The organism is Knoellia locipacati (assembly GCF_044791685.1).
Lineage (GTDB): Bacteria > Actinomycetota > Actinomycetes > Actinomycetales > Dermatophilaceae > Knoellia > Knoellia locipacati_A.
Window position 1 is genome coordinate 1247494 of record NZ_CP087730.1, and the last position, 23462, is coordinate 1270955.

19 protein-coding genes and 1 pseudogene are annotated in these 23462 nt (G+C 71.6%); 7 read left to right on the plus strand and 13 right to left on the minus strand.

All coding sequences use genetic code 11. From position 1 onward, the window contains the following. Window positions 1–52: 52 nt before the first annotated feature. A complete protein-coding gene (locus LL946_RS05865) occupies window positions 53–1705 on the minus strand; it encodes an FAD-binding dehydrogenase (RefSeq protein WP_404385732.1) in 1653 nt (550 codons plus the stop codon). A gap of 210 nt (window positions 1706–1915) precedes the next feature. Further along, a complete protein-coding gene (locus tag LL946_RS05870) occupies window positions 1916–2590 on the minus strand; it encodes an HAD-IA family hydrolase (RefSeq protein WP_404385734.1) in 675 nt (224 codons plus the stop codon). A 22-nt stretch (window positions 2591–2612) separates the two neighbouring features. Here LL946_RS05870 and LL946_RS05875 point away from each other — a divergent pair, with 22 nt between their 5' ends. Further along, a complete protein-coding gene (locus LL946_RS05875) occupies window positions 2613–4766 on the plus strand; it encodes a DUF998 domain-containing protein (RefSeq protein ID WP_404385736.1) in 2154 nt (717 codons plus the stop codon). A gap of 20 nt (window positions 4767–4786) precedes the next feature. After that, on the plus strand, window positions 4787–5182 hold the full coding sequence (locus LL946_RS05880; protein ID WP_404385738.1) for a hypothetical protein: 396 nt from the start codon (window positions 4787–4789) through the stop codon (window positions 5180–5182). Between the two features lie 18 nt (window positions 5183–5200). Here LL946_RS05880 and LL946_RS05885 read toward each other — a convergent pair whose 3' ends face one another. The 3 genes from LL946_RS05885 to LL946_RS05895 are packed head-to-tail and all read right to left on the minus strand — an operon-like array spanning window position 5201 to window position 9118. Continuing rightward, window positions 5201–6436 carry an NAD(P)/FAD-dependent oxidoreductase gene (locus tag LL946_RS05885; protein WP_404385740.1) on the minus strand — a complete coding sequence of 412 codons (1236 nt, stop codon included), beginning with the start codon at window positions 6434–6436 and terminating at the stop codon, window positions 5201–5203. Between the two features lie 3 nt (window positions 6437–6439). Then, window positions 6440–8167: an AMP-binding protein gene (locus LL946_RS05890; RefSeq protein WP_404385742.1), complete on the minus strand. Its 1728-nt coding sequence runs from the start codon at window positions 8165–8167 to the stop codon at window positions 6440–6442. A 54-nt stretch (window positions 8168–8221) separates the two neighbouring features. Next, window positions 8222–9118: a sucrase ferredoxin gene (locus LL946_RS05895; protein WP_404385744.1), complete on the minus strand. Its 897-nt coding sequence runs from the start codon at window positions 9116–9118 to the stop codon at window positions 8222–8224. Between the two features lie 241 nt (window positions 9119–9359). On the opposite strand from LL946_RS05895, the gene LL946_RS05900 reads away from it, so the two are divergent. After that, entirely contained in the window at window positions 9360–9812 is a 453-nt protein-coding gene (locus LL946_RS05900) for a hypothetical protein (protein ID WP_404385746.1), read from the plus strand. Between the two features lie 21 nt (window positions 9813–9833). On the opposite strand, the gene LL946_RS05905 is transcribed toward LL946_RS05900, so the two are convergent. Beyond that, window positions 9834–9965: a sugar-binding domain-containing protein gene (locus LL946_RS05905; protein ID WP_404386805.1), complete on the minus strand. Its 132-nt coding sequence runs from the start codon at window positions 9963–9965 to the stop codon at window positions 9834–9836. 21 nt (window positions 9966–9986) lie between these two features. Here LL946_RS05905 and LL946_RS05910 point away from each other — a divergent pair. The 3 genes and pseudogenes from LL946_RS05910 to LL946_RS05920 form a co-directional block, all read left to right on the plus strand. Then, window positions 9987–10265, plus strand: a pseudogene (locus LL946_RS05910) (carbohydrate ABC transporter permease); the annotation flags it as partial. A 73-nt stretch (window positions 10266–10338) separates the two neighbouring features. Then, window positions 10339–11826, plus strand: a complete 1488-nt coding sequence (locus tag LL946_RS05915) for a mannitol dehydrogenase family protein (RefSeq protein WP_404385748.1) — start codon at window positions 10339–10341, stop codon at window positions 11824–11826. Beyond that, window positions 11823–12872 (plus strand): NAD(P)-dependent alcohol dehydrogenase, encoded by a 1050-nt coding sequence (locus tag LL946_RS05920; protein ID WP_404385750.1) that lies wholly within the window; start codon window positions 11823–11825, stop codon window positions 12870–12872. The genes LL946_RS05915 and LL946_RS05920 overlap by 4 nt, the downstream gene beginning before the upstream one ends. Here LL946_RS05920 and LL946_RS05925 read toward each other — a convergent pair. The 6 genes from LL946_RS05925 to LL946_RS05950 are packed head-to-tail and all read right to left on the minus strand — an operon-like array spanning window position 12865 to window position 20422. After that, window positions 12865–13551, minus strand: a complete 687-nt coding sequence (locus LL946_RS05925) for a response regulator (RefSeq protein ID WP_404385752.1) — start codon at window positions 13549–13551, stop codon at window positions 12865–12867. The genes LL946_RS05920 and LL946_RS05925 overlap by 8 nt on opposite strands. Continuing rightward, complete coding sequence (locus LL946_RS05930) at window positions 13552–16062, minus strand: ATP-binding protein (RefSeq protein ID WP_404385754.1); 2511 nt, start codon at window positions 16060–16062, stop codon at window positions 13552–13554. It lies immediately after the preceding gene. A 10-nt stretch (window positions 16063–16072) separates the two neighbouring features. Further along, window positions 16073–16639: a potassium-transporting ATPase subunit KdpC gene (gene kdpC / locus LL946_RS05935; protein ID WP_404385756.1), complete on the minus strand. Its 567-nt coding sequence runs from the start codon at window positions 16637–16639 to the stop codon at window positions 16073–16075. A 10-nt stretch (window positions 16640–16649) separates the two neighbouring features. After that, the gene (gene kdpB, locus LL946_RS05940) at window positions 16650–18683 is read right to left on the minus strand and encodes a potassium-transporting ATPase subunit KdpB (protein ID WP_404385758.1); all 2034 of its coding nucleotides are present in this window, start codon (window positions 18681–18683) and stop codon (window positions 16650–16652) included. Then, a complete protein-coding gene (gene kdpA / locus LL946_RS05945; RefSeq protein ID WP_404385760.1) occupies window positions 18680–20326 on the minus strand; it encodes a potassium-transporting ATPase subunit KdpA in 1647 nt (548 codons plus the stop codon). The genes kdpB and kdpA overlap by 4 nt, the downstream gene beginning before the upstream one ends. Before the next feature lie 9 nt (window positions 20327–20335). Next, window positions 20336–20422 (minus strand): potassium-transporting ATPase subunit F, encoded by an 87-nt coding sequence (locus LL946_RS05950; protein ID WP_404386807.1) that lies wholly within the window; start codon window positions 20420–20422, stop codon window positions 20336–20338. Window positions 20423–20550: 128 nt separating this feature from the next. On the opposite strand from LL946_RS05950, the gene LL946_RS05955 reads away from it, so the two are divergent. Next, a complete protein-coding gene (locus LL946_RS05955) occupies window positions 20551–21597 on the plus strand; it encodes a zinc-binding dehydrogenase (protein WP_404385762.1) in 1047 nt (348 codons plus the stop codon). A 24-nt stretch (window positions 21598–21621) separates the two neighbouring features. Here LL946_RS05955 and LL946_RS05960 read toward each other — a convergent pair whose 3' ends face one another. Beyond that, entirely contained in the window at window positions 21622–23331 is a 1710-nt protein-coding gene (locus LL946_RS05960; RefSeq protein WP_404385764.1) for a hypothetical protein, read from the minus strand. Between the last annotated feature and the right edge of the window lie 131 nt (window positions 23332–23462).

Here is a 23462-nt window from a genome sequence, read left to right on the forward strand (position 1 = left end):
CGGCCACGGTGGTCATGGGGCAAGGAGTCGAGGCAGACCCGGCGTATGCCGTTCAGCCGACCTCTCGAGCCGCCGCCCGTCCCGCGGCGCGACCGGAGAACAGGCAGCCTCCGACGAAGGTGCCCTCGAGGGACCGGTAGCCGTGCACCCCACCGCCACCGAACCCGGCGACCTCGCCGGCGGCATACAGGCCCGGAACGGGTTCGCCGTCGACCCCGATGACCTGGCTGTCGAGGTTGGTCTGCAGCCCGCCGAGTGACTTGCGGGTGAGGATGTTGAGCCGCACCGCGACGAGCGGTCCGCGCTTCGGGTCGAGGATCCGGTGCAGCGGGAACGCACGCTTGGTGAGCTTGTCGCCGCGGTACTGACGGGCCACGTGGATGGCGGCGACCTGGGCGTCCTTGGTGAACGGGTTCTCGACCTGCCGGTCCCGCTCGACGACCTGGCGCTCGATGTGCCCGAAGTCGACCGGCGCGTCGGGGGTGAGGGCGTTCATCCGGTCGACGAGCTCGCGCAGCGTGTCGGCCTGGACGAAGTCGACCCCGTGGTCGAGGAAGGCCTGCACCGACGGCTGCACCGCGGTGACCGGGCGCTTGAGGATGTCCCGGTAGTTGCGCTCCGTGAGGTCGAGGTTCTGCTCGCTGCCCGAGAGCGCGAACTCCTTGCCGACGAGGGTGCGGTTGGTGATGAACCACGAGTGGACGTGGCCGGTCGTGCGCAGGTGGGAGAGGGTCCCGAGGGTGTCGAAGCCGGGGAAGTTCGGCGGTGGCAGCCGGTCGCCGTTGCCGTCGAACCACAGTGACGACGGCCCCGGCAGGATGCGGATGGCGTGGCTGGGCCAGACCGGGTTCCAGTTGTTGATGCCCTCGACGTAGTGCCACATGCGGTCGCGGTTGATGACCGTGCCGCCGGCCTCCTCGGTGATCGCGAGCATGCGCCCGTCGACGTAGGCCGGGACGCCGGTGATCATGTGGTCGGGAGCGGCGCCGAGCCGGTCCGGCCAGTTGGCGCGGACGAGGTCGTGGTTGCCGCCGATGCCACCGCTGGTGACGAGGACGGCGTGGGCGGCGAACTCGAAGTCGCCGACGACGTCACGGTTCGAGGCGACTCCACGCTCCGAGTCGTCCTGTGCGAGAACGGATCCACGCACTCCGGTCACGGCGCCGCCGGTCGTGACGAGCGAGTCGACCCGGTGTCGCGGACGGTAGATGATGCGCCCACCGCTGATGTGCTGGCGAACCCGCTCGATGAACGGTGCCACCACGCCGGTGCCGGTCCCCCACGGGATGTGGAAGCGCGGCACCGAGTTGCCGTGACCACCGGCGCGACCGTCCCCGCGCTCAGCCCACCCGACGACGGGGAAGAAGCTGATCCCGAACTGCCGCAACCACTCCCGCTTCTCGCCGGCCGCCCACTCCACGTAGGCCCGTCCCCAGAGGCGCGGCCAGTGGTCCTCCTCGCGGTCCCATCCGGCGCTGCCCTCCCAGTCCTGCCAGGCGAGGTCGAAGGTGTCCTTGATCCCCATGCGCCGCTGCTCCGGGCTGCCGACGAGGAACAGCCCGCCGAAGCTCCACCACGCCTGCCCCCCGAGGTTGGCCTCGCTCTCCTGGTCGAGGAGGACGACGGACCGTCCGGCGTCGGCGAGCTCGTTGGCAGCGACGAGACCGGCGAGGCCGGCCCCGACGACAAGGGCGTCAGCGTCCATGCCGCGACCCTAGTGCTCGCTACCCGCGGGTACCAGAGCCCCCTGCCGCTCGGGTCCGCTGTCGGGGATCCGGGACCACCACGGCCGTCATGGGGCCGGATGTCCGACACCCCGCACCGCAGCTTTCGACCAATAGGTCACGAAATGTCATCCACCCGGGCTGCACTTCCTGACCTATTGGTCGATTCTTGTCGCGCGCGGACGAGTGGGTCACCGGCCGGTGAGGAGGGTGCGCCAGTGGATCGAGGCGATGCTCTCGAACACCGCGTCGGCGTCACGCGCGAGCACGTCGGCCGGCGTCGTCCCGAGCACGGCGAGCAGCCCGCCCGCTCCGGCCGCGCGACCGGACACGAGCCCAGCCGTCGCATCCTCGATGACGAGGCACTCCGACGGCGGCACCCCCACGAGCGAGGCGCCGAGCACGTAGGGCTCCGGCCCGGGCTTGCCGTGGGACACGTCGCTCGCGGTCACGACGAACGTCGGGGTGGGCAGGCCGGCGGCGGCGATCCGGACGCCGGCCAGCTCACGCTCGCACGACGTGACGATCGCGTGCGGGACCCCGAGCTCGTCGAGCAGCTCGAACGTCTCGCGCGCACCGTCGAGGGCGACGACCCCGTCGGTGTCGGCGAGCTCGATCTCGCGGATCCGCGCGTGGGCGGCGGCCTGCTCCGCCTCGGACCGGGCGGCCATGACATCGCGGATCGTGTTGATGCTCGTGCGTCCGTGCGACCCGGCGAGTGCTGCCGGCTCGATCCCGAACTCGTCGCACCACCGCAGCCAGGAGCGGAGGACGGCGCCGGTCGAGTCGATGAGCGTGCCGTCCATGTCGAACAGGACCCCGCCGAACGCGCGGTCGGGGAGCAGTCCGGCGAGGGGTGCGTTCATCGGTTCAGCCTAGGGTTGACCCATGGCGGCACCGACCTCGGGACACGTGCGCGGTGCCCTCGCGACCGCAACCACGGCGGCCCTCGCCCTCATCGGCGGCTGGACGTGGGCTGCCATGCAGCAGCCCGACGGCTACGACGCGGTGCGCGAGTCGATCAGCGCCCTCGCCGCCTCGGAGACGCCGCACCGGTGGATCATGACCGTCGCCCTCGTGGTGACCGGCTTGGCCCACGTCGGCTCCGCGATCCTCCTGCCCGGGATGCGGCGCACCGGTCGATGGGTGCTCGCTGCCGCCGGTCTCGCCACCATCGCGGTCGCCCTCCTGCCCCTGCCCTCGCGCTCGGACGGGTCGCTCGCCCACGTGGTGGCAGCCTCGATGAGCTTCGTCCTCCTCGCGGCCTGGCCGTGGCTCGGGGCCGACCCGCGGGCGACCCCCCTCCTCCGGCCGCCGGCGGCGCGCAGCGCCTCGGTCGTGCTCCTCGTGCTCGTCGCCTCGTTGCCCCTCGGTGTGCGAGCCGGTATGCCGTTCGGTGCGCACGAGCGCGTCGTCGCAGCACTGCTCGCCCTGTGGCCGCTGGCGACGGCGGCGACGGCGTGGTGGGCCCTCGGCCACCGCGTCGGCGGGCGCCGGGCGCGCGCCCTGCTCACCGTCGGTGTGCTCACCCTCGCCTGTGCCACGGGCGGTGTGGCTGCCACCCGACTCGCACCGGCCACTGCCGAGACGACGCACTACTCGGCGCAGGTGCAGCTGTCGATGGACCCCCGCGACTCCACCCGGATCCTCGCCCGAACCCTGTTCGGGGACATCGACGTCGGCTTCACCGGGCTCGCCCCGGGCATCGAGGCGACACCCCAGGTCAAGGCGTCGATCGCCGACCTCCTCAGCCGACCGGGCATCACCGTGTCGAGCCTCCAGCCGGGGCCTCTCGAGCTCAACGCCGCCATCGTCACCGCTGCCCGTGACGTCGGGATCCGGTTCGCGCTCGGGGCTCTGCTCGTTGCTGCGCTGTGGCTTCTCGTCCGGACGCTGGTCCGACGGCGACGCCCCGGCCGGTGGGCCCTCGTCGGCGCCACCGCTGCGTGGGCGGTGGCCTGTGCGGCAACAGGTCTGGGCATGTGGCAGACCTACCAGCCGGCACGCCAGCTCGAGTTCACCTCGACCGGCGTGCTCGGCACGGTGCAGCGCAACCAGTCGCTCCTCAGCGACGTCGAGGCGCGCACAGCGCAGGTCTCGCCCTACCTGCGCAACCTCATCGCCCTGTCGTCGGCGCTCCAGGACAAGTACTCCCCCACCGAGCTGGCGCAGCCCACGGCCCTGCGGGTCCTGCTCGTCTCGGACCTGCACGCGGGCAACCAGTACGCCCTGATGCGCACCATCGTCGAGGAGGAGGACATCGACCTCGTCGTCGACACCGGCGACCTCGTCAACTTCGGCACGGTCGCCGAGGGCAACGCCTCGGGCATGTTCGCCGGCATCGCCTCGGTGCCCGTGCCCTACGTCTTCGTCCGCGGCAACCACGACGCCACCTCCGCCACCGACCGCGCCATCCTCGACCGGATGGCCTCGATCCCCAACGTCGTGCTCCTCCAGCCCGCCGACGAGACCTACACGGTCGTCGAGGCGGGCGGCATACGGATCGGCGGGTTCAACGACCCGCGCTGGTTCGGCGACGACGGCAAGCGGAGCAAGGACAAGCAGCAGCCGGCCAAGCGCGCGTTCGTCGCGGCATTCGAGCAGGAGGCGCCGCTCGACCTGCTCGTCTCGCACGAGCCGTGGGCGGTCCAGGACGTGCCGCGCGCCGACGTCGCGGTCAACGGGCACATGCACACGCCCGACCTCGAGGGGAACCGCATCCAGGCGGGCACCTTCACCGGAGGCGGACCGCTGACGCACTTCGTCGGCGAGGAGGACGGCGAGGAGCTCGTCGGCCAGCCGTCGGCGTTCGACGTCCTCAGCTTCGGCGAGGAGTGCCGGCTCACGTCGGTGACGCGCTACCGGTTCCGCAACGTCATCGAGGGGCGGCCGGCATACGACGACGTCAGCCTCGTCAACGGGAGCCGGATCGACACGGTGACCGACCCCGAGCGGACCTGCTCGCGGCCCGAGCGGGGAGCCACGCCGCTGGACTCGCTGACCCTGCGAGAGGTCCGGGCACAGTCCGTCACGGCCGAGTGATCGGGGGCAGACTGGCCGGCATGGCTGAGTACACCGATGCAGAGCGCGACACCATCCGCAACGCCGCCTTCGGGGCGATCGCCCTCGTGAGCAAGGCCGACCCAGGCTTCCTCTCCTCGTTCAAGGAGAGCCTTGCCGGGTCCAAGGCTCTCGCCCAAGGGCCCAAGGAGATCACCGAGATCCTGCGCGGCGGTGGGTTCCCCACGCCACCGAGCGGGGATGCGGCTGCCCAGGAGCAGTCGATGATCTCTGGGCTCACCCAGGCCAAGGGCATCCTCGCGGCCAAGGCGGACGGCTCGGCTGAGGCGTTCTCGGGTGTCATCCTCGAGGCGACGCAGGCCGTCGCGGGCGCGTCCGACGGGGTGAGCCCCGAGGAGCAGGCGGTCATCGACAAGGTCCGCGCCGCCCTGACCTGACCCCTCTGCGTATGCCGGTCAGCCGGGACTGCGGACCGCGCTCGCTCCCCGGCGGGCGAGCGAGCCGGCCAGGCCGGCGACCAGATGCCGGTCGATGAGGCCGTCCCCGAGGCCGATCTCGACGAGGGTGTCGAAGACCCGGCGATCCCGCACCGCGGCAGAGATGCCGGCGTCGACGACCACGGGCGACTGCGCGAGCCGGGACGCGAACCAGGTGTGCCGCAGGTGCTGGGCGAGCAGGCGGCGCACCTCCCTGCGGTGGACCGTGCCCGCGTCACCCGGACGGCCGAGGCGGACGGCGCGGGCGGCGGTGCGTCCGGCGAGGATCCCGGTGGCGACGGCGTAGTAGATGCCCTCGCCCGTCATCGGGTTGACGAGTCCGGCGGCGTCACCGGCGAGGAGCACCGGGCCGTCGGGCTGGTCCCAGCGCCAGGTGCTCAGCGGGAGGTGGTGGCCGAGCCAGTCGCCGCCGGTCTCGGCGGCTCCGGGGATGAGCTCCTCGAGCTGCTCGAGGAGAAGCCGACGGCTCGGGGTCGCACCGCTCTCGTTGGCACCATCGCTCCGGTTGCCGCGCCTGCCGCGGCCCGCGAGGCGACCGTCGCTGGGTCGGTCCGGCCGGTCACCGGGGAGCAGCTCGCCGTAGCCGACGTTGACGAGCCCGTCGCCGCGGTCGAACGCCCACGCGTAGGACGGCTGGGCGCGGTGGCCGTACCTGATGACCTGCCGTCCACGCAGGGCAGCAGTCACCGGGGCGTAGCCGCGGAGGGCGAGCGCCCGGGGCTCGCGACGCCGTCCGAGCAGGTGCTCGCGCACGAGCGAGTGGGCGCCGTCGGCGCCGACCACGACCTGAGCCGTGAGCTCCCCCGAGACGACGAGCGGGCTGGTGGCGACCGACGTGACCCGGTGCCTCCGCAGCTCGGCGCCAGCCGCGACAGCACGCTCGACGAGCCGCGCGTCGAGAACCGTGCGCGGGACGACGTGGACCTCGCGCGCCATCTCACCCTCGACGCGGACGTCCCCGTGGGAGAGCTCCAGCCAGGTCAGTGGCGCCCATCCCGCGACGACGTCGTCGGCACCGACCTCGGCCAGCGCGGTGAGGACGTGCGGCGCGATGCCGTCACCGCAGGACTTGTCCCGGGGGAAGTCGCTGCGGTCGAGCAGCAGCACCCGGAGCGTCGGGTCCTCGGCGAGGGCACCCAGCGCCGCAGCCGACCCTGCCGGCCCGGCACCCACGACGACGACGTCGGCGTCCACAGGTCAGTCGGTCCTGAGAATGTCGTCCCGCCACTCCGTGCCCGACTGCTCGGCCTCTCCGCTGGCCAACTGCTCCTCACGACCGCGCAGCTCGACGCGCCGGATCTTGCCCGAGATCGTCTTGGGCAGCTCACCGAACTCGAGGCGGCGCACCCGCTGCCACGGCTGCAGGTGCTCGCGCGCGTAGGCGAGGATCGAGCGCGCCGTCTCGTCGTCGGGCTCGTGCCCGGTCGCCAGCACGACGTAGGCCTTGGGCACGGCGAGCCGGACCTCGTCGGGTGCCGGCACCACCGCAGCCTCGGCGACCGCCGGGTGCTCGATGAGCACCGACTCGAGCTCGAACGGGCTGATCTTGTAGTCGCTCGCCTTGAACACGTCGTCGGTGCGCCCGACGTAGGTGATGTAGCCGTCCGCGTCGATGCTCGCGACATCACCCGTGTGGTAGAGCCCGTCGGCCATGGCCTCGGCGTTGCGCTCGGGATCGCCCTGGTATCCGGTCATGAGGGGCAGCGGCGATGCGGCGAGGTCGAGGCACAGCTCGCCCTCCTCGACCCCGCGCTCGCCCGTGGCCGGGTCGACGAGCACGACCGGGCAGCCGGGCAGCGGCCGTCCCATCGACCCGGGCTTGAGCGGCGACCCGGGGGTGTTGCCCACCGCGGCCGTCATCTCGGTCTGGCCGTAGCCGTCGCGCAGGGTCAGGCCCCACTTGTCCTTCACCTGGGCGATGACCTCGGGGTTGAGCGGCTCACCGGCGCCGATGACCTCGCGCAGTGAGCCCGGCCCGTCGGACAGGTCGGCGTTGATGAGCATCCGCCACACCGTCGGCGGGGCGCAGAAGGTCGTGACCTCGTTGTCCCGCAACACCTTCAGCAGCGCGGGCGCGTCGAACCGGGCGTAGTTGTAGACGAGGATCGTCGCCTCCGCGATCCATGGCGCGAAGAAGCAGGACCAGGCGTGCTTCGCCCAGCCGGGAGAGCTGATGTTGAGGTGGACGTCGCCCGGCTGGAGCCCGAGCCAGAACACCGTCGACAGGTGACCGAGGGGGTACGACACCTGCGTGTGCTCGACGAGCTTCGGCCGGCTCGTCGTCCCCGACGTGAAGTAGAGGAGCAGGGGGTCCCCCGGCGCGGTGCGGGGGTGGGGCAGCGGCGGTGAGTCCACGGCATACGCGTCGTGGAGGTCGTGCCAGCCCGGAGCGGGGCCGACGCTGATCCGCGTGACGTCGCCCGGCACGCCGACGAGCTTGTCGACCTGCGAGGCGTTGGTGATGACGTGCCGAGCACCTCCGCGCGCGACCCTGTCCTCGAGGTCGGCCGCGCCGGCGGCAGAGGTGGTCGGCATGATGACGGCCCCGAGCTTCATCACCGCGAGCATGCAGTCCCAGAGCTCGACCTGGTTGTCGAGCATGAGAATCACCGGATCACCTTGCGAGACACCGCGATCGGTGAGCCAGCGCCCGACGCGGTCGGACCGGTTCGCCATCGCGTCGAAGGTGACCTCCATCGAGGAACCGTCCTCCTCGACGACGACCAATGCCCGCGAGTCGTTGCCACGGGCGATGACGTCGAACCAGTCGACCGCCCAGTTGAAGCGCTCGCCGAGGTCAGGGAACGCGAAGTCCCGCACGGCGTCCTCGTGCTTCCCGCGCCAAGCGAGGATCTGGTCGCGCGCCGCCCGGTAGAGGTCCGTGGCGGGGTTCTCGGGAAGCGCAGGCGGCGCCGTCGGTGTCATGGGCTCACCCTGCCGCTCCGGGGCGTAGCGCGCCACCCGCCGACCGGCTCGGGCTCAGTGCGGGCCGGGGACGACGGCGGTCCGGTATGCCGTGTGCTCACCCGGGCCCTTGCCGCACGACAGCGGGGCCGGCGGGAGCGCCTCCGCAGTGACCTCGACCCACGTGGTGTCGGGCAGCGGGTCGTCGCCGATGACCTCGACGCGGGTGACCGTCTCGGAGACGACGTCGACCTTGCCCGGACGTGCGGCGCTCACGGCCACGGGCCCATGCTCGGCGAGGACGGCGCCGGTCGCCGCCTGGACGGCCGGCGACCAGCGCGAGACGCCACGCAGGTGCTTCGTGTCGCCGGTGCCGGCCCGGTGCGCCTTGACGATGTCGACGGCTCCGGCCATGTCGACCCCACCGAAGCAGGTGCCGTCCGGCATGGACAGGAACGTGCCCGCGAACCGGTGACCGCCGAGGTGGGTGCACTCCCACACCTCGTCGGGCCACACCTTGGCCAGGGCAGCGGTGATCGGTCGACCGCGCAGGGCGCAGCACGCGTCGCGGGTGCCCTGGGTGCAGACGAGCAGCATCGGCTCGGCCAGGGCCTCCGAGTGCGCCAGCGGCGCACCCAAGGCGGCGACGGCGGCGACGAGGTCCTCGCTCGTGCGCCACGTGCCGGTGACCCAGGTCCCGTGCGCCGAGTCGACGGCATACCAGGACGGCGCCTCACCAGGGGGACGGCGGCCGTGCCGGCGCACGAGGAGCGAGCGGCTCTGCAGCTCGGTGCACCCCGACTCGATCGCGGCAGCCAGACTCGGCGAGATCGGCGGGGTCTCGAGGTGGTTCTTGGCCCACGGGCCGGGGTGCTCGATGAGCAGCCAGCGTCGCGCCACGGGCGCGGAGCCGAGCATGGGCTCCCCGCTGGCACGGGCGACGTTGGAGCAGCGCACGGTCTCGGGACTCACGCGCCCGATGCTACGTGCGCGTCGGGAGCCCGCACAAAGCACTGCCACCCCGGCTCAGGCACCCCGGCTCAGGCACCCTGGATCGGGCCGCGCCGTGGCCTCCACCCGTGACGATGCGCGCCGGGGAGTTCTCCCCATCGCGGTCATGCCTGTCCCCTCTCTACGCTGGCGGCGGGCAGAACGGGGACTCGCCGGGGGGCCCATCCACGCATGACCGAATCTTGTACAGGAAGCCACCACCATGATGAAGAGCGTCCAGAAGATCGCCGCAGCGGGAGCCCTTGCCGCAGCCATGACCATCGCGGGCTCTGCGCCCGCGCATGCAGGCACTGAGATGAACGGCTACTACCCGTGGGTCAAGGGCTGCGACGCGGACCAGGCCATCGTCGACTCCCGCCCGGTGTGGGACAAGTACGGCAGGTACGTCGGCCAGGTTGAGCTCTGGTGGTCAGGCCGATGCGCAACGAACTGGGTGCGGGTGGCCCCGAACAACCCCAACGGCATGGGACTGTCCGCCGGGATCTCCAACGTCTACGGAAAGTACTCCGGAGCTGCGAAGGACTACTCCTTCGGCTACAGCGGGATGCTGTACTCGCCGTCCTGGTCGCCGTGCGTCAGCATCGACATCGTGGTGAGCGCCGGTCCGTGGAGCAACACCTACAACGACCCTGCCCCCCGCTACACGATCTGCTGACTCAGCGGGTCGACGTGCGGATCAGGACTGGGCGAGGAGGGCGTCGGCGGTCTCCGCCGTCGTCACGAGCGAGTCGATGAGGCCGCCCGAGACCGCGGCAGCGATGACGGCGACCTTGTCGAGTCCGTGGGCGATGCCGATGACGTGGCGTATGCCGTGCGCTCATGACGACGCTTGCGCAAGGTCATCGCGCCGTTGGTCATGCCGGGCATCGCCGCAGCCGCGCCCATCTGCTTCATCTTCAGCTGGAACGAGCTGCTCCTGGCCCCGGTTCTCCCCGGCACCGTTGCCGGAACGGCCCCGGTGTTCTTGACTGGGTTCGTGACCAGCCAGGGACTCTTCCTCGCAAAGGTGTGCGCCGCGTCGTTCGTCGTGTCGCTGCCGGTGCTCGCCGAAGGGTTCGCGGGCCAGGACAAGCTCGTCCAGGGTCTCTCCACGTGCGCCGTCAAGTGAGTCGCCTGCTTGCGTCCGCACCTTCGGGTGACATGGCGCCACAATGACGGACGCAAGCAGGAAGGGTGAACCGATGAGACTCAGCCAGGACACACTCGGCGAGCTGCGAGCGGAGGTGGCGCGGCCGGCATACGACCGCTCCTCGGTGACCCCGGGCATCGTCCACTTCGGCGTCGGTGGCTTCCACCGGGCGCACCAGGCGATGTACGTCGACGCGCTCATGAACGAGGGCGAGGCGCTCGACTGGGGCATCGTCGGCGTCGGGCTCATGCCCGGCGACGCGAGGATGCGCGACGCGATGGAGGCACAGGACAACCTCTTCACGCTCGTCGTCAAGCACCCGGACGGCCACCTCGAGCCGCGCGTCATCGGCTCGATGGTCGGCTACCTCTTCGCCCCGGACGACCCGGGCGCGGTGATGGACCGCCTCGTCGACCCGGCGACGCGGATCGTCTCGCTCACGGTCACCGAGGGCGGCTACCACGTCAACCAGGTGACGGGTGAGTTCGATGCGAACGACCCTGTCCTGCAGGCGGACCTGTCGTTGGACCCGGACGGCGAGGGTATACCGCAGAGCATGTTCGGCTTCGTCGTCGAGGCCGCGCGACGTCGCCGGGAGGCCGGCACCGAGCCGTTCGCCGTGATGTCGTGCGACAACCTGCCCGGCAACGGTGACGTCGCCAGGAAGATGATCGTGGCGTTCGCGCGCCTGCGTGACGACGAGCTCGGCGACTGGATCGAGTCGAACGTCGCGTTCCCCAACTGCATGGTCGACCGGATCACCCCCGTGACGTCACAGGACGACATCGCGGCACTGGCCGGGACGTTCGACGTCGAGGACGCGTGGCCGGTCGTGTGCGAGCCCTACACGCAGTGGGTTCTGGAGGACCACTTCCCCTCCGGCCGACCGCGGTTCGAGGACGTGGGCGTGCAGATCGTCGACGACGTCGTGCCCTACGAGCTCATGAAGCTGCGGCTGCTCAACGCCAGCCACCAGGCGCTCTGCTACCTCGGCCACCTCTCCGGGTACCGCTACGCCCACGAGGTCGCGCAGGACCCGCTCTTCGCAGAGTTCCTGCTCGGCTACATGGCCGAGGAGGCGTCGCCCACGCTCCCCGAGGTGCCGGGGGTCGACCTCAACGTCTACCGCCGCCAGCTCATCGAGCGCTTCGCCAACCCCGAGGTCCGCGATACCCTGGCCCGGCTCTGCGCCGAGAGCTCGGACCGCATCCCCAAGTGGCTCGTGCCGGTCATCCAGCAGAACCTCGAGACGGGCGGGGCGTTCGAGCGGTCGGCGCTCGTCGTCGCCTCGTGGGCCCGCTACGCCGAGGGCGTGGACGAGTCGGGCGAGCCGATCGAGGTCGTCGACCGGCACAAGGACAAGGTCATGGCCGCTGCTCGCGCTTACCCCGACGACGAGCTCGCGTTCCTGCGCGACCGTGACTTCTTCGGCAACCTCGTCGACAGCGAGCCGTTCACGACGGCATACACGGCGTTCCTCAAGTCCCTGCACGACAACGGTGCTCGCACCACCCTCGAGGACCTGGAGTCCAACCGGTGACCGCTGACAGCCTGCCCACGACCATGCGGACAGCCGTCCTCACCGAGCCCGGGTTGATCCTCGTTGAGTCACGGCCGGTGCCCGTGCCCGCCGACGACGAGGTGGTCATCGAGGTGCGGTCGGTCGGGGTCTGCGGCTCCGACACGCACTACTACGACCACGGCCGGATTGGCGACCACGTCGTCACCGGCCCGCTGGTGCTCGGCCACGAGAGCGCCGGCGTCATCGTGGCGGTGGGTTCGGGAGTCGACCCGAGCCGGGTCGGCGAGCGGGTCGCCATCGAGCCGGGCGTGCCGTGCCGGGCGTGCACCCAGTGCCTGTCCGGGCACTACAACCTCTGCCCGGACATGGTCTTCCACGCGACGCCGCCGATTGACGGCACGCTGGCCGAGTACGTCACCCACCTCGCGTCGTTCGCCTTCGCGCTGCCCGACTCGGTGTCGCTCGACGAGGGCGCCATGCTCGAGCCGCTGTCGGTGGGCATCTGGGCCTGCCGTCGCGCCGGGGTCTCACCCGGGGTGCGCGTCCTCGTCACCGGCGCCGGGCCGGTGGGCCAGCTCGCCGCCCAGGTGGCCGGCGCCTTCGGCGCGGCCGAGGTCGTCGTGGCCGACGTCAACGCCCACCGGTTGTCGGTCGCGTCGTCGCTCGGAGCGACCGAGATCGTCGACGTCTCGTCGACCTCCCTTGCCGACGCGTATGCCGGCCGCCCCGGTCCCGACGTCGTCCTCGAGTGCTCGGGTCACGAGGGCTCGACCCAGGCAGCGATCCGGGTGGCTGCACCGGCCGGGCGGGTGGTCCTCATCGGCATGGGCGGCGACACGGTGGCACTGCCGCTCGGTGACGTGCAGAACCGCGAGCTGTGGGTCACCGGCGTCTTCCGCTACGCCAACACGTGGCCGACCGCGATCGACCTCGTCGCCTCCGGACGGGTGTCGCTGGAACCGTTGGCAACAGGACACTTCGAGCTCGAGGAGACGGCCGCGGCCCTCACCGCCGCTCGCACCGACCCCCAGTCGATCAAGTCGATCATCCACCCCGTCAGATGAGGCGGTAGCCGATCCCCGGCTCGGTGATGATGTGCCGTGGTCGGCCCGGGTCGGCCTCGAGCTTGCGCCGCAGCTGGTTGCTGTAGACCCGGAGGTAGTTGGACTCCCGACCGTAGCCCGGACCCCACACCGCGCGCAGCAGGTCCGACTGGGTGACCACGGTGCCGCGGTGGCGGGCCAGCTCGGCCAGCAGCCGCCACTCCGTCGGGGTGAGGTGGACCAGCTCGTCCCCGCGTCGGGCTTCCAAGGTGGCGAAGTCGACCGAGAAGGACTCGGTGACGACGGGAGCGACGCCGGAGAGCGCGTCGCCGTCACCGCCGCTGCGACGCAGCGCCGAACGCACACGGGCCATGAGCTCGTCCATGCCGAAGGGCTTGGTCACGTAGTCGTCGGCGCCCTCGTCGAGGGCCTCGACCTTGTCGTCGGACTGGTGCCTCGCGGACAGCACGACGACCGGGACGTCCGAGCCCGCCCGGATGCGCCGGAGGACGTCGACGCCGTCGAGGTCGGGCAGGCCGAGGTCGAGCACGACGAGGTCGGCGGGTGCGTCCTCGAGGGTGGACAGGGCATCGGTGCCGGTCCCCACCTCCTCCACGTCGTAGCCGCGGGCGCGCAGGTTGATCCGCAGGGTGCGGCGGATCGTGGGGTCGTCGTCGACGACGAGGATGCGCTGAGCCATTCAGGGTGCCTCCGCTCGGGCGCTGGGCAGGTCGACGACGACGGTGAGGCCACCACCCGGGGTGTCCTCCGCGCCCACGGTCCCACCCATGGCCTCGGTGAGGCCACGCGCCACGGCGAGACCGAGGCCGACGCCGTCACCGCTCGGCGCGTCCCCGTGGCGTTGGAACGGGAGGAAGATCCGGTCCCGGTCCGCCTCCGGCACTCCGGGTCCGGTGTCCACGACCCGGATCTCGGTGCGGTCGCCCAGGCCCGACGTCGCCACCCGGACCCGACCCGGCGCGGGCTGGTGCCGAAGCGCGTTCTCGACGACGTTGCCGAGGACGCGGTCGAGCAAGCCCGGATCCGCCACGACCACCCGGGCGTCCTCGTCGAGGTGCCACTCGACCCGCTCCGGATCCGCGACTCCGCGCACGACCCCGGGGACGACCTCACCGAGGTCGACCGGGCGCGGGTGGGCCACGAACGCCCCTGCCTGGAGTCGAGACATGTCGAGGAGGTTGCCGATGAGCGCCTCGAGCCGGTCGGCGGAGTCCTCGATGGCGGCCTCGAGCTCGGCCTCGTCCTGCGGGCTGAAGCTGACCTCGGTAGAGCGCAGGCTTCCGATCGCGGCCTTGATGCCGGCCAGCGGGGTGCGCAGGTCGTGCGAGACGGCGGACAGCAGGGCTGTGCGGGCACTGCTGTCGCGGGCCAGGGCGGCGGCCTCGGCGGCGGAGGCCTGGAGTGCGCGCCGCTGGAGGATGGCTCCGGCGTGGGCGGCGAAGGCCGCGAGGAGCCGCTGCCGACCGGCCGGCAGGCGCGCGGCCACGAGGACGAGGTCGTGGTCGGGATCGACCTCCTCGCGAGGGAGGCTCGGGCCGCGCAGGTCCTCAGGGGCAAGCCCTGCGTCAGTCCCGGCAATGACCTCGGCTGGCCGGCCTTGCGCCGGCCTGCGCACCACTGCGGCCGCCTCGGCGCCGAACATGTCGAGCGCCTGCTGGAGGAGCAGGCTCATCTGGTCGGTCGAGCCGAGCAGCGTGTGGCTCAGCGCGACGAGCGACGAGGACTCCGCCTGAGCCCGCAGTGCTTGGTCGGCACGTCGGGCGCTGCGGTCCACGACCCAGGCCACGACGGCGGCGACGACGACGAAGACCGCCAGCGCCACGGCGTTCTGGGGGTCGGAGATCGTCAGACCGCCTGTCGGAGGAGTGAAGAACCAGTTGAGGAAGAGGGAGGACGCGACGGAGCCCAGCAGCGCCGGACCCATGCCGCCGAGGAGGGCGATGAGGACGCTGAGAAGCAGGAAGAGCGGGACGGTCAGGGGCAGGTCGGGGTCCTCTGGCAGGGCGGCGAGCAGCTGGGTGAGGACGAAGGGACCGGCCAGCGCGACGGCATACCCGAGCCGCACGCGCGTGCGGGGCAGGCCGCGCCGGGGAGTGCGCCAGCCGCGGCCCGCGGCAAAACGGTGCGTCACGACCTGGACGTCGATGTCGCCCGAGCCCGCGATGACCTCCTCGACCGTGCTCGGGGAGACCAGGGTCCGCCATCGAGGTCGACGCGAGCTGCCGATGACGACCTGGCTCGCGTTGACCCCCCGCGCGAAGTCGAGGACGGCTTCGGCGAGGTCGTCGCCGGTGACGGTGTGGAAGGTGCCGCCGAGCTCGCTCGTGAGGCGTCGCTGCGACACCAGGTCGGGCAGAGCCGGCCCGGCCAGCCCGTCGGAGCGCGCGACGTGGACGGCGAGCAGCTCTCCCCCTGCACCGCGAGCCGCGATGCGCGCTCCCCTCCGCAGCAGCGTCTCGCCCTCGGGCCCACCTGACACGGCGACGACGACCCGCTCGCGCGTCGGCCACGTCGCGTCGATGCCGTGCTCGGTCCGGTAGCGACCCAGGCCCTCGTCGACCCGGTCTGCCAGCCAGAGCAGAGCGAGCTCGCGCAGCGCCGAGAGGTTCCCGACACGGAAGTAGTTGGCCAGCGCCGCGTCGACCCTGTCGGGGGCGTAGACGTTGCCATGAGCCATCCGGCGCCCGAGAGCCTCGGGGGACATGTCGACCAGCTCGATCTGGTCGGCGCGGCGCACCACCTCGTCGGGCACGGTCTCGTGCTGCGTCACCCCGGTGATCGACGTGACCACGTCGTTGAGTGACTCGAGGTGCTGGATGTTGACGGTGCTGATGACGTCGATGCCCGCGCCGAGGACCTCCTCGATGTCCTGCCACCGCTTCTCGTGGCGAGTACCGGGGGCGTTGGTGTGCGCGAGCTCGTCGATGAGCGCGACCTGCGGACGGCGGGCGAGCAGCCGGTCGAGGTCGAGCTCCTCGAGGGTGACCCCGCGGTGCGTCACCCTGGCGCGCGGCAGGACCTCGAGGCCCTCGAGCTCGGCACGCGTGTGCTCGCGCCCGTGTGTCTCCACGAGTCCCACCACGACGTCGGTGCCGCGGTCGCGGCGCCGGTGGCCCTCGTCGAGCATGGCGAAGGTCTTGCCCACGCCCGGCGCGGACCCGAGGTAGATGCGCAGTCGGCCGCGTGCCATGACGCCATTCTCACCCGCCCACGAGGGCCGCGAGCGCCACGTTGAGGTCGAGCACGTTGACGCGGTCCTGTCCGAGGACGCCGAGCGGCGCCTCGTCGACGTGCTTGGCGACGAGGTCGAGGACCGTGTCGACCTCCACGCCGCGCGCCTGCGCGACCCGCGGCGCCTGCCAACGGGCGTATGCCGGGGAGATGTCCGGGTCGAGTCCGCTCGCCGACGCGGTGAGCGCGTCGGCAGGGATCGACGCGGGCGCCGCCGGGTTCTCGGCACGGAGGGCTGTCCGGCGGTCGGCCACCGCAGCGGCGAGTTCGGGGTTCGACGGCCCGAGGTTGGAGCCGCCACTCGTCCCACCGGAGGCGTCGGAAGCCGACGGGCGACCCTGGAACCACTCGGGCCCGGACGGGGGCTGGCCCAGGAGGTGCGACCCGACCTCGCGGCCGTCGACGACGACCGGTTGGCCCGCGGCCCGGCCCGGCACGAGCTGGGCCACGGCGAGCAGGGCTGCGGGATAGCCCACCCCGCACACGAGGGTGAGGACGAGGAGCGCCTTGGTGGCGGCGAGGAGCTGGCGGGTCATGGTGGGCACCTCAGAGACCTGGGAGGAGGGAGACGACGAGGTCGATGGCCTTGATGCCGACGAACGGCGCCACGATGCCTCCGAGTCCGAAGACGAGCAGGTTGCGACGCAGCATCCGATGGGCCGACAGGGGCCGGTACTTCACACCGCGCAGCGAGAGCGGGATGAGCGCGACGATCACGAGCGCGTTGAAGATGACCGCGGAGAGCATCGCCGACTCCGGGCTCGAGAGCCGCATGACGTCGATGGCGTCGAGTCCGGGGAAGATCCCGACGAACATCGCGGGGACGATGGCGAAGTACTTCGCCACGTCGTTGGCGATGGAGAAGGTCGTCAGCGCTCCTCGCGTGATGAGCAGCTGCTTGCCGATCGCGACGATGTCGATGAGCTTGGTGGGGTCGGAGTCGAGGTCGACCATGTTGCCGGCCTCCTTGGCGGCCGAGGTCCCCGTGTTCATGGCGACGCCGACGTCCGCCTGGGCGAGCGCGGGTGCGTCGTTGGTGCCGTCACCGGTCATCGCGACGAGGCGTCCGCCCTCCTGCTCCCTGCGGATGAGCGCCATCTTGTCCTCGGGGGTGGCCTCGGCGAGGTAGTCGTCGACCCCGGCCTCCGCCGCGATCGCCTTGGCGGTGAGCGGGTTGTCGCCGGTGATCATCACCGTGCGGATCCCCATCGTCCGCAGCTGGTCGAAGCGCTCGCGCATGCCGGGCTTGACGACGTCCTTGAGGTGGATGACACCGAGAACCCGCGGCGGAGCTCCGGGGTCGGCCGCCGCCACCACGAGCGGTGTCCCACCGCTGGAGCTGATGCCTGCGACGTGCACGTCGAGGTCACGCGGCACGTCGCCGCCCTCACTCCGGGTCCAGGCGACCACCGCGTCCGCGGCCCCCTTGCGGACCCGTGCCCCGTCGCCGAGGTCGACGCCGGACATCCGGGTCATGGCCGAGAAGGGGACGAACGTCGCGCCCGCGCGGCCGAGCGTGACGATGTCGCCAGTGTCGGTCACGCCCTCCTCGTCCAGCGCGTACTCGACGATGGAGCGCCCTTCGGGGGTCTCGTCGGCGAGCGACGACAGGTGGGCCGCGTCGGCCAGCGAGGACGGGTCGGTCCCACCCACGGGGAGGAACGCGCTCGCCCGGCGGTTGCCGAACGTGATCGTCCCCGTCTTGTCGAGGAGGAGGGTGCTCACGTCACCCGCGGCCTCGACCGCGCGGCCCGACATCGCCAGGACGTTGCGCTGGACCAGGCGATCCATGCCGGCGATGCCGATGGCGGACAGGAGCGCACCGATGGTCGTGGGGATGAGGCAGACGAGCAGGGCGACGAGCACGACGAGCGAGAGCCTGCCACCGGAGTAGACCGCCATCGGCTGGATGGCCGACACGGCCAGGACGAAGATGATCGTCAGGGTCGTGAGGAGGATCGACAGGGCCACCTCGTTGGGTGTCTTCTGTCGGGAGGCGCCCTCGACGAGCGCGATCATCCGGTCGATGAAGGTCTCACCCGGGCGGCTCGTGACCCGGACGACGATGCGGTCGGACAGCACCGTCGTGCCACCGGTGACGGCGCACCGGTCACCGCCGGACTCCCGCACGACCGGTGCGGACTCGCCCGTGATTGCGGACTCGTCGACGGTCGCCACGCCCTCGACGACGTCGCCGTCGCCGGGGATGACCTGGCCGGCCTCGACGACCACGAGGTCACCGATGACGAGCGCGGTGCCCGGCACCTCCTCCTCGGTGCCGCCCGGGAGGAGGCGGCGGGCCGAGGTCTCGGTCCGGGCCCGGCGCAGGGTGGCGGCCTGGGCCTTGCCCCGGCCCTCCGCGACCGCCTCGGCGAGGTTGGCGAAGAGGACGGTGGCCCACAGCCACACCGTGACCGACACCGAGAAGACCGACGGCTCAAGGACGGTGAGGACCGTCGTGAGGACCGAGCCGACCCAGACGACGAGGATGACGGGGCTGCGCCACAGGTGACGGGGGTCGAGCTTGGCGAAGGCCGCGGGCAGGTTCTGCCAGCCGGTGCGCACGAGGGACGAGGTCATGACAGTGCCTCCGCGATGGGTCCGAGGACCAGGGACGGGAAGAAGGTCAGGCCGGCGACGATGACGACCGTGCCCACGACGAGCGTCGTGAAGAGCGGGGTGTGCGTCGGCAGGGTCCCGGCGGTGGCGGGCCGGCGGCCCTGCGCCGCAAGGGACCCAGCCAGGCGCAGCACCAGGACGATCGGCACGAGCCGGCCCAGGAGCATGCACGCCGCGAGGAGGAGGTTGAGGAACGGCTGGTCCGCCGAGAGCCCGGCGAACGCGGAGCCGTTGTTGTTCGCGGCGGAGGTCACGGCATACATGAGCTCGCTCAGCCCGTGCGAACCCTCGTTGAGGCGCGCTCCCACGGAGACCGGGAGCACGGCGGCGAGGCCGGTGCCGAGCAGGACGAGCGCCGGCATCGTCAGGGTGACGAGCGCAGCGCTGGTCACCTCGGTGCGCCCCACCGTCTTGCCGAGCAGCTCGGGTGTCCGGCCGACCATGAGGCCGGCGATGAAGACCGCGAGGACGACGACCACGAGGTAGGAGTAGAGCCCGGTCCCGACCCCACCCGGCGACACCTCACCGAGCATCATGTTGAGCAGCACGACCCCACCGCCGAGCGGGCTGAAGCTGTCGTGCATCGCGTTGACGGCGCCGGTCGAGGTCCCGGTGGTCGCGGATCCGAAGACGGCGGACCACACCACGCCGAAGCGCTGCTCCTTGCCCTCCATCGCGGCCAGCGGCGACGACGACGTCGCGGTCTCGGCCCACACGACGAGGGTCGTGCCGACGACGAGGAGGGTGCCCATGACCCCGACGGCGACGAGGCCCTGGCGGCGGTCGCCGACCATGCGGCCGAAGGTGTGGGGCAGCGAGAAGGGGATGGCGAGGAGCAGCACGATCTCGAGGAGGTTGGTCCACGGACCGGGGTTCTCGAACGGGTGCGCCGAGTTCGCGTTGAAGAAGCCACCACCGTTGGTGCCGAGCAGCTTGACGGCCTCCTGCGAGGCAACGGGTCCACCCTGCACGACCTGCTGCGCCCCCGTGAGGGTCTCGAGCGTGTGCGGGCCGGAGAGGTTCTGGATGACGCCACCGAGCAGGAGCAGGACCGCGGCCACGGCCGCGAGAGGGAGGATGACGCGCACCGTGCCGCGCACGAGGTCCACCCAGAAGTTGCCGATCCGGTCGGTCCGCTCGCGGGCGAGGCCACGCAGGAGGGCGATGGCCACGGCAAGGCCGACGGCGGCGGAGACGACGTTCTGGACGGTGAGCCCGAGCAGCTGGACGGCGTGCCCCGTGCCGGCCTCACCGGCATACGACTGCCAGTTCGTGTTGGTGACGAACGAGACCGCCGTGTTGAGCGCGGTGTGCCAGTGCATCGACCGGCCGAACGACCACGGCAGCCACCCCTGGACGAGCAGCAAAGCCCAGAGCCAGAGCACACCGACGACCGAGAACGCGAGGACGGAGCCGGCATACGACGTCCACCTCTGCTCGGCGCGTGGGTCGACCCCGACCACGCGATAGACGAGGCGCTCGACCCGCCAGTCCGACTCGTCGGTGAACGTGCGGTGGATCCACGACCCGAGCGGGACGTGCAGGGCCGCGATGATCGCGGCGACGACGAGAACGGCGCTGACCGCCTGCAGTGCGTTGCCCATGAGCACGCCTCAGAACCGGTCGGGGTGGAGGAGTGCGTGGGTCAGGTAGGCCAGGAGGAGGAGGGCCATGGTGCCCGCGAGGAGGTCTTGCCACATGCCGGCCACGCAACCACCGGGCTGCCTCGGTCGACCCGCTGCTGACGTCGCCCTGACCCGTCTTGACGCGATCCTGACGCGCCGGCGTCGCCGGGTGCGGAGGAACCGACAGTGACAGGATCGAACCCATGTCGACGATGCAGGCAGTCCGGCTGCCGGGAGGCAGCACGGTCGAGCATGTCACGGTGGACGTGCCGACGCCCGGACCCGGCCAGGTGCTGCTGCGGATGCGGGCGTCCGGCATCTGCGGCAGCGACATCCGCGCGATCTACCGCGAGCACCTCGGTCACGGCGCCGAGGCCTACCAAGGTGTCGTCGCCGGCCACGAGCCGTGCGGGGACGTCGTCGAGCTCGGCCCGGGCGTGCGGACCCTGGAGGTGGGCGACGGGGTCGCGGTCTACCACATCACCGGCTGCGGATCCTGCGACGAGTGCCGCATCGGCTACCCCATCGGCTGCACCTCTCCGACCAGGGCCGCGCACGGCTGGCAGCGCGACGGCGGCCACGCCGAGTACATGCTGGCCGAGGCCGTGTCGTGCCTGCGCCTGCCCGAGGGTGTGACCCACGTCGACGGTGCGCTGGTCTCGTGCGGGTTCGGCACGGCATACGAAGGGTTGCTGCGAGGAGGGGTGAGCGGACGGGACCGGCTGCTCGTCACGGGACTGGGTCCGGTCGGGCTCGCGACGGCGATGCTCGGTCGCCACCTCGGCGCCTCCACCGTCATCGGCCTCGAGCCCAACGCCGAGCGCGCCTCTCTCGCACGCGATCTCGACCTCGTCGACGTCGTCGTCACCGACCCCGCCGACCTCGCCGACGCGGTCGGGGACGCGACCGGTGGCCGCGGGTGCGAGGTGAGCATGGACTGCAGCGGCAACGCGCAGGCACGCGTCGCCGCGTTGACCCACACGGCCGCGCGTGGACGCTGCGTCATGGTCGGCGAGGGCGGCCGAATCGACTTCGCGGTCTCGGAGCTGCTCATCCACAAGCAGGTCGCACTGCACGGGTCGTGGGTGACCTCGCTCGGTCACATGGCCGAGCTGCTCGACCTGCTGGGTCGTTGGGGCGAGCACCCCGAACGCATTGTCTCGCACCGCTTCTCGCTCGCCGAGGCAGACGAGGCGTATGCCGTCGCGGCCGCGGGCGCCTCCGGCAAGGTCGTCATCACCTGGGACTGACCGTCACGTGGGAATGAGGCGGCCTCAGGGCATCCCGGGTCGGCGGATCGTGTCCGCGGCGTAGTCGTCGGTGTTCGTGTAGGTGCGGGCATTGCCGGTGAGTCCCGCCGAGGTGCGGTGGACCGCGCGCGCGCCCGTGTCGAGGCTGCGTTCCCCCTGCCAGAGCTGCTGGTTGAGCGTCGTCGTCAGAGCGGTGGCGGCGGGGACCTTGCCGAAGTCGCTCGCGTTGACCGTGATGCCGCCGACGAGGTTGGCGGCACCCTTGAGCGGCCCTGCGGCGGTGTCGAGGTCCGTGGCGGCGCCGCGGAGGGACTGGGGGTCGACCTCGATGTCCTCGCTCAGCCCGAGCGACTCGAGCGACGTCCGGGTCATGTAGGGGTTGGCCCAGAGGTCCTCGTCGTCGGAGCCGTCCGGGCCGTAGTGGTCGGCGCCGGACTCGTAGGTCGTGAGGATCTGCCCGTCGAGCTCGATGATCCCCTCGGACATGTAGGGGAGCTCGTAGGCGTCGCCGCGGTCTCCGTTGCCCGGCTCGTCGTCCCGGCGCTCCTGGACGATGAGCCGGCCCGCCTTGTCGCGCCCGAGCGAGGTGCTGAAGACGTACTCGCCGTCGCGGACGACGACGCCCTGCGCCTGCGGCGGAGTGTGGACGTAGCCGGCGCCGCCGCCGAAGCTCGTGTCCTGCGTCCACCCGCCGTGGCCGTCCGAGACGTAGCGATAGAGCCGGCCGTCGTCGTCGTCCCCGTCGTAGGCGTTGCCCCCGCCCCCGATGTCACCCACGTGCGTACCGACGTAGAGCACGCCGTCCTTGACGGTGCCGTAGGCCCCGGCCCCGTCGGGGAGCTCGGTGGGCGGGCCGATCGGGTCGACGGGGCGGCCGCCGCCGTTCCGCAGGTCGGTCGTGAGGTAGGTGAAGACGTGTGACGGGTTGCCGCTCGACGTGACGTAGGTGTACTTGCCGTCCGAGGCGACGCCACCGGCGTGGTCGGGGGTCGCGATGTCTCCGTAGCCGCCGAGCTCGATGTCGACCATCTCCCGACCCGTCTTCGGGTCGACCATCGACAGGACCGAGGGCTGGTCTCCGTCCTTGGAGTAGCTCGTCTGGATGATCCACCCCGTCGTCGGGTCGATCCCCAGGCCCTGCGGGATGAGCCCGCGGGTGTCCCCGCCCAGGCCGAGGTTCGGGATGAGCGGGCCCAGCCCGCCGCCGTTCTCCTTGAGCCAGTCGGCGGTCTTGTCCATGCCGCGCTTGAGCCACTCGAGCGTCTCGGCGTCGAGCTCGTCGGTGTCGATCTTCTCGCCCTTGGCGAAGGCGGCGACCGTCCTCAGCCGAGCGCTGTAGCCGGCCGACACCCCGACCAACGCACTGTGCACCACCAGTGCGAGGAGGTCCTCGACGACGGGGTTGAGTCCGGCAGGGCGGTCGCGCCAGTGCCGGATGACGGCGCGCGCGTCGGTCTCCATCGCGTCGTACTCGTTGGCGCCGGTGGTGAGTGCGGTCCGGATCCGACCGAGGACGAAGTAGTTGACCTCGATCCCCTGGCTCACGCCCGCAGTCCGGACGCGGTAGCCGGCGGACGCTGCGCTGGTCCACCTGGGACGGTCCGCCGCCTCCTCAACACGCGTCGACGCCTCGGTGACCTTCTTCATGGCGTCACCGACGGTGTCGGCCTGACTGCGGACGGTCGCCGAGCTGCCCGAGACCAGCTCGGCGTACAGCTCCTCCGGATCGACCACCAGCGCTCCCTCCCTCACGACGGCCACGGGGCAGCGGCCGACCGACGCTCCCCGAATCCAAGCACGGATGTGTCAGCCCGTCAGTGGGGAGCACTCCCCTGCGGCACCCAGGACGCCCATCCCGGCCGCGC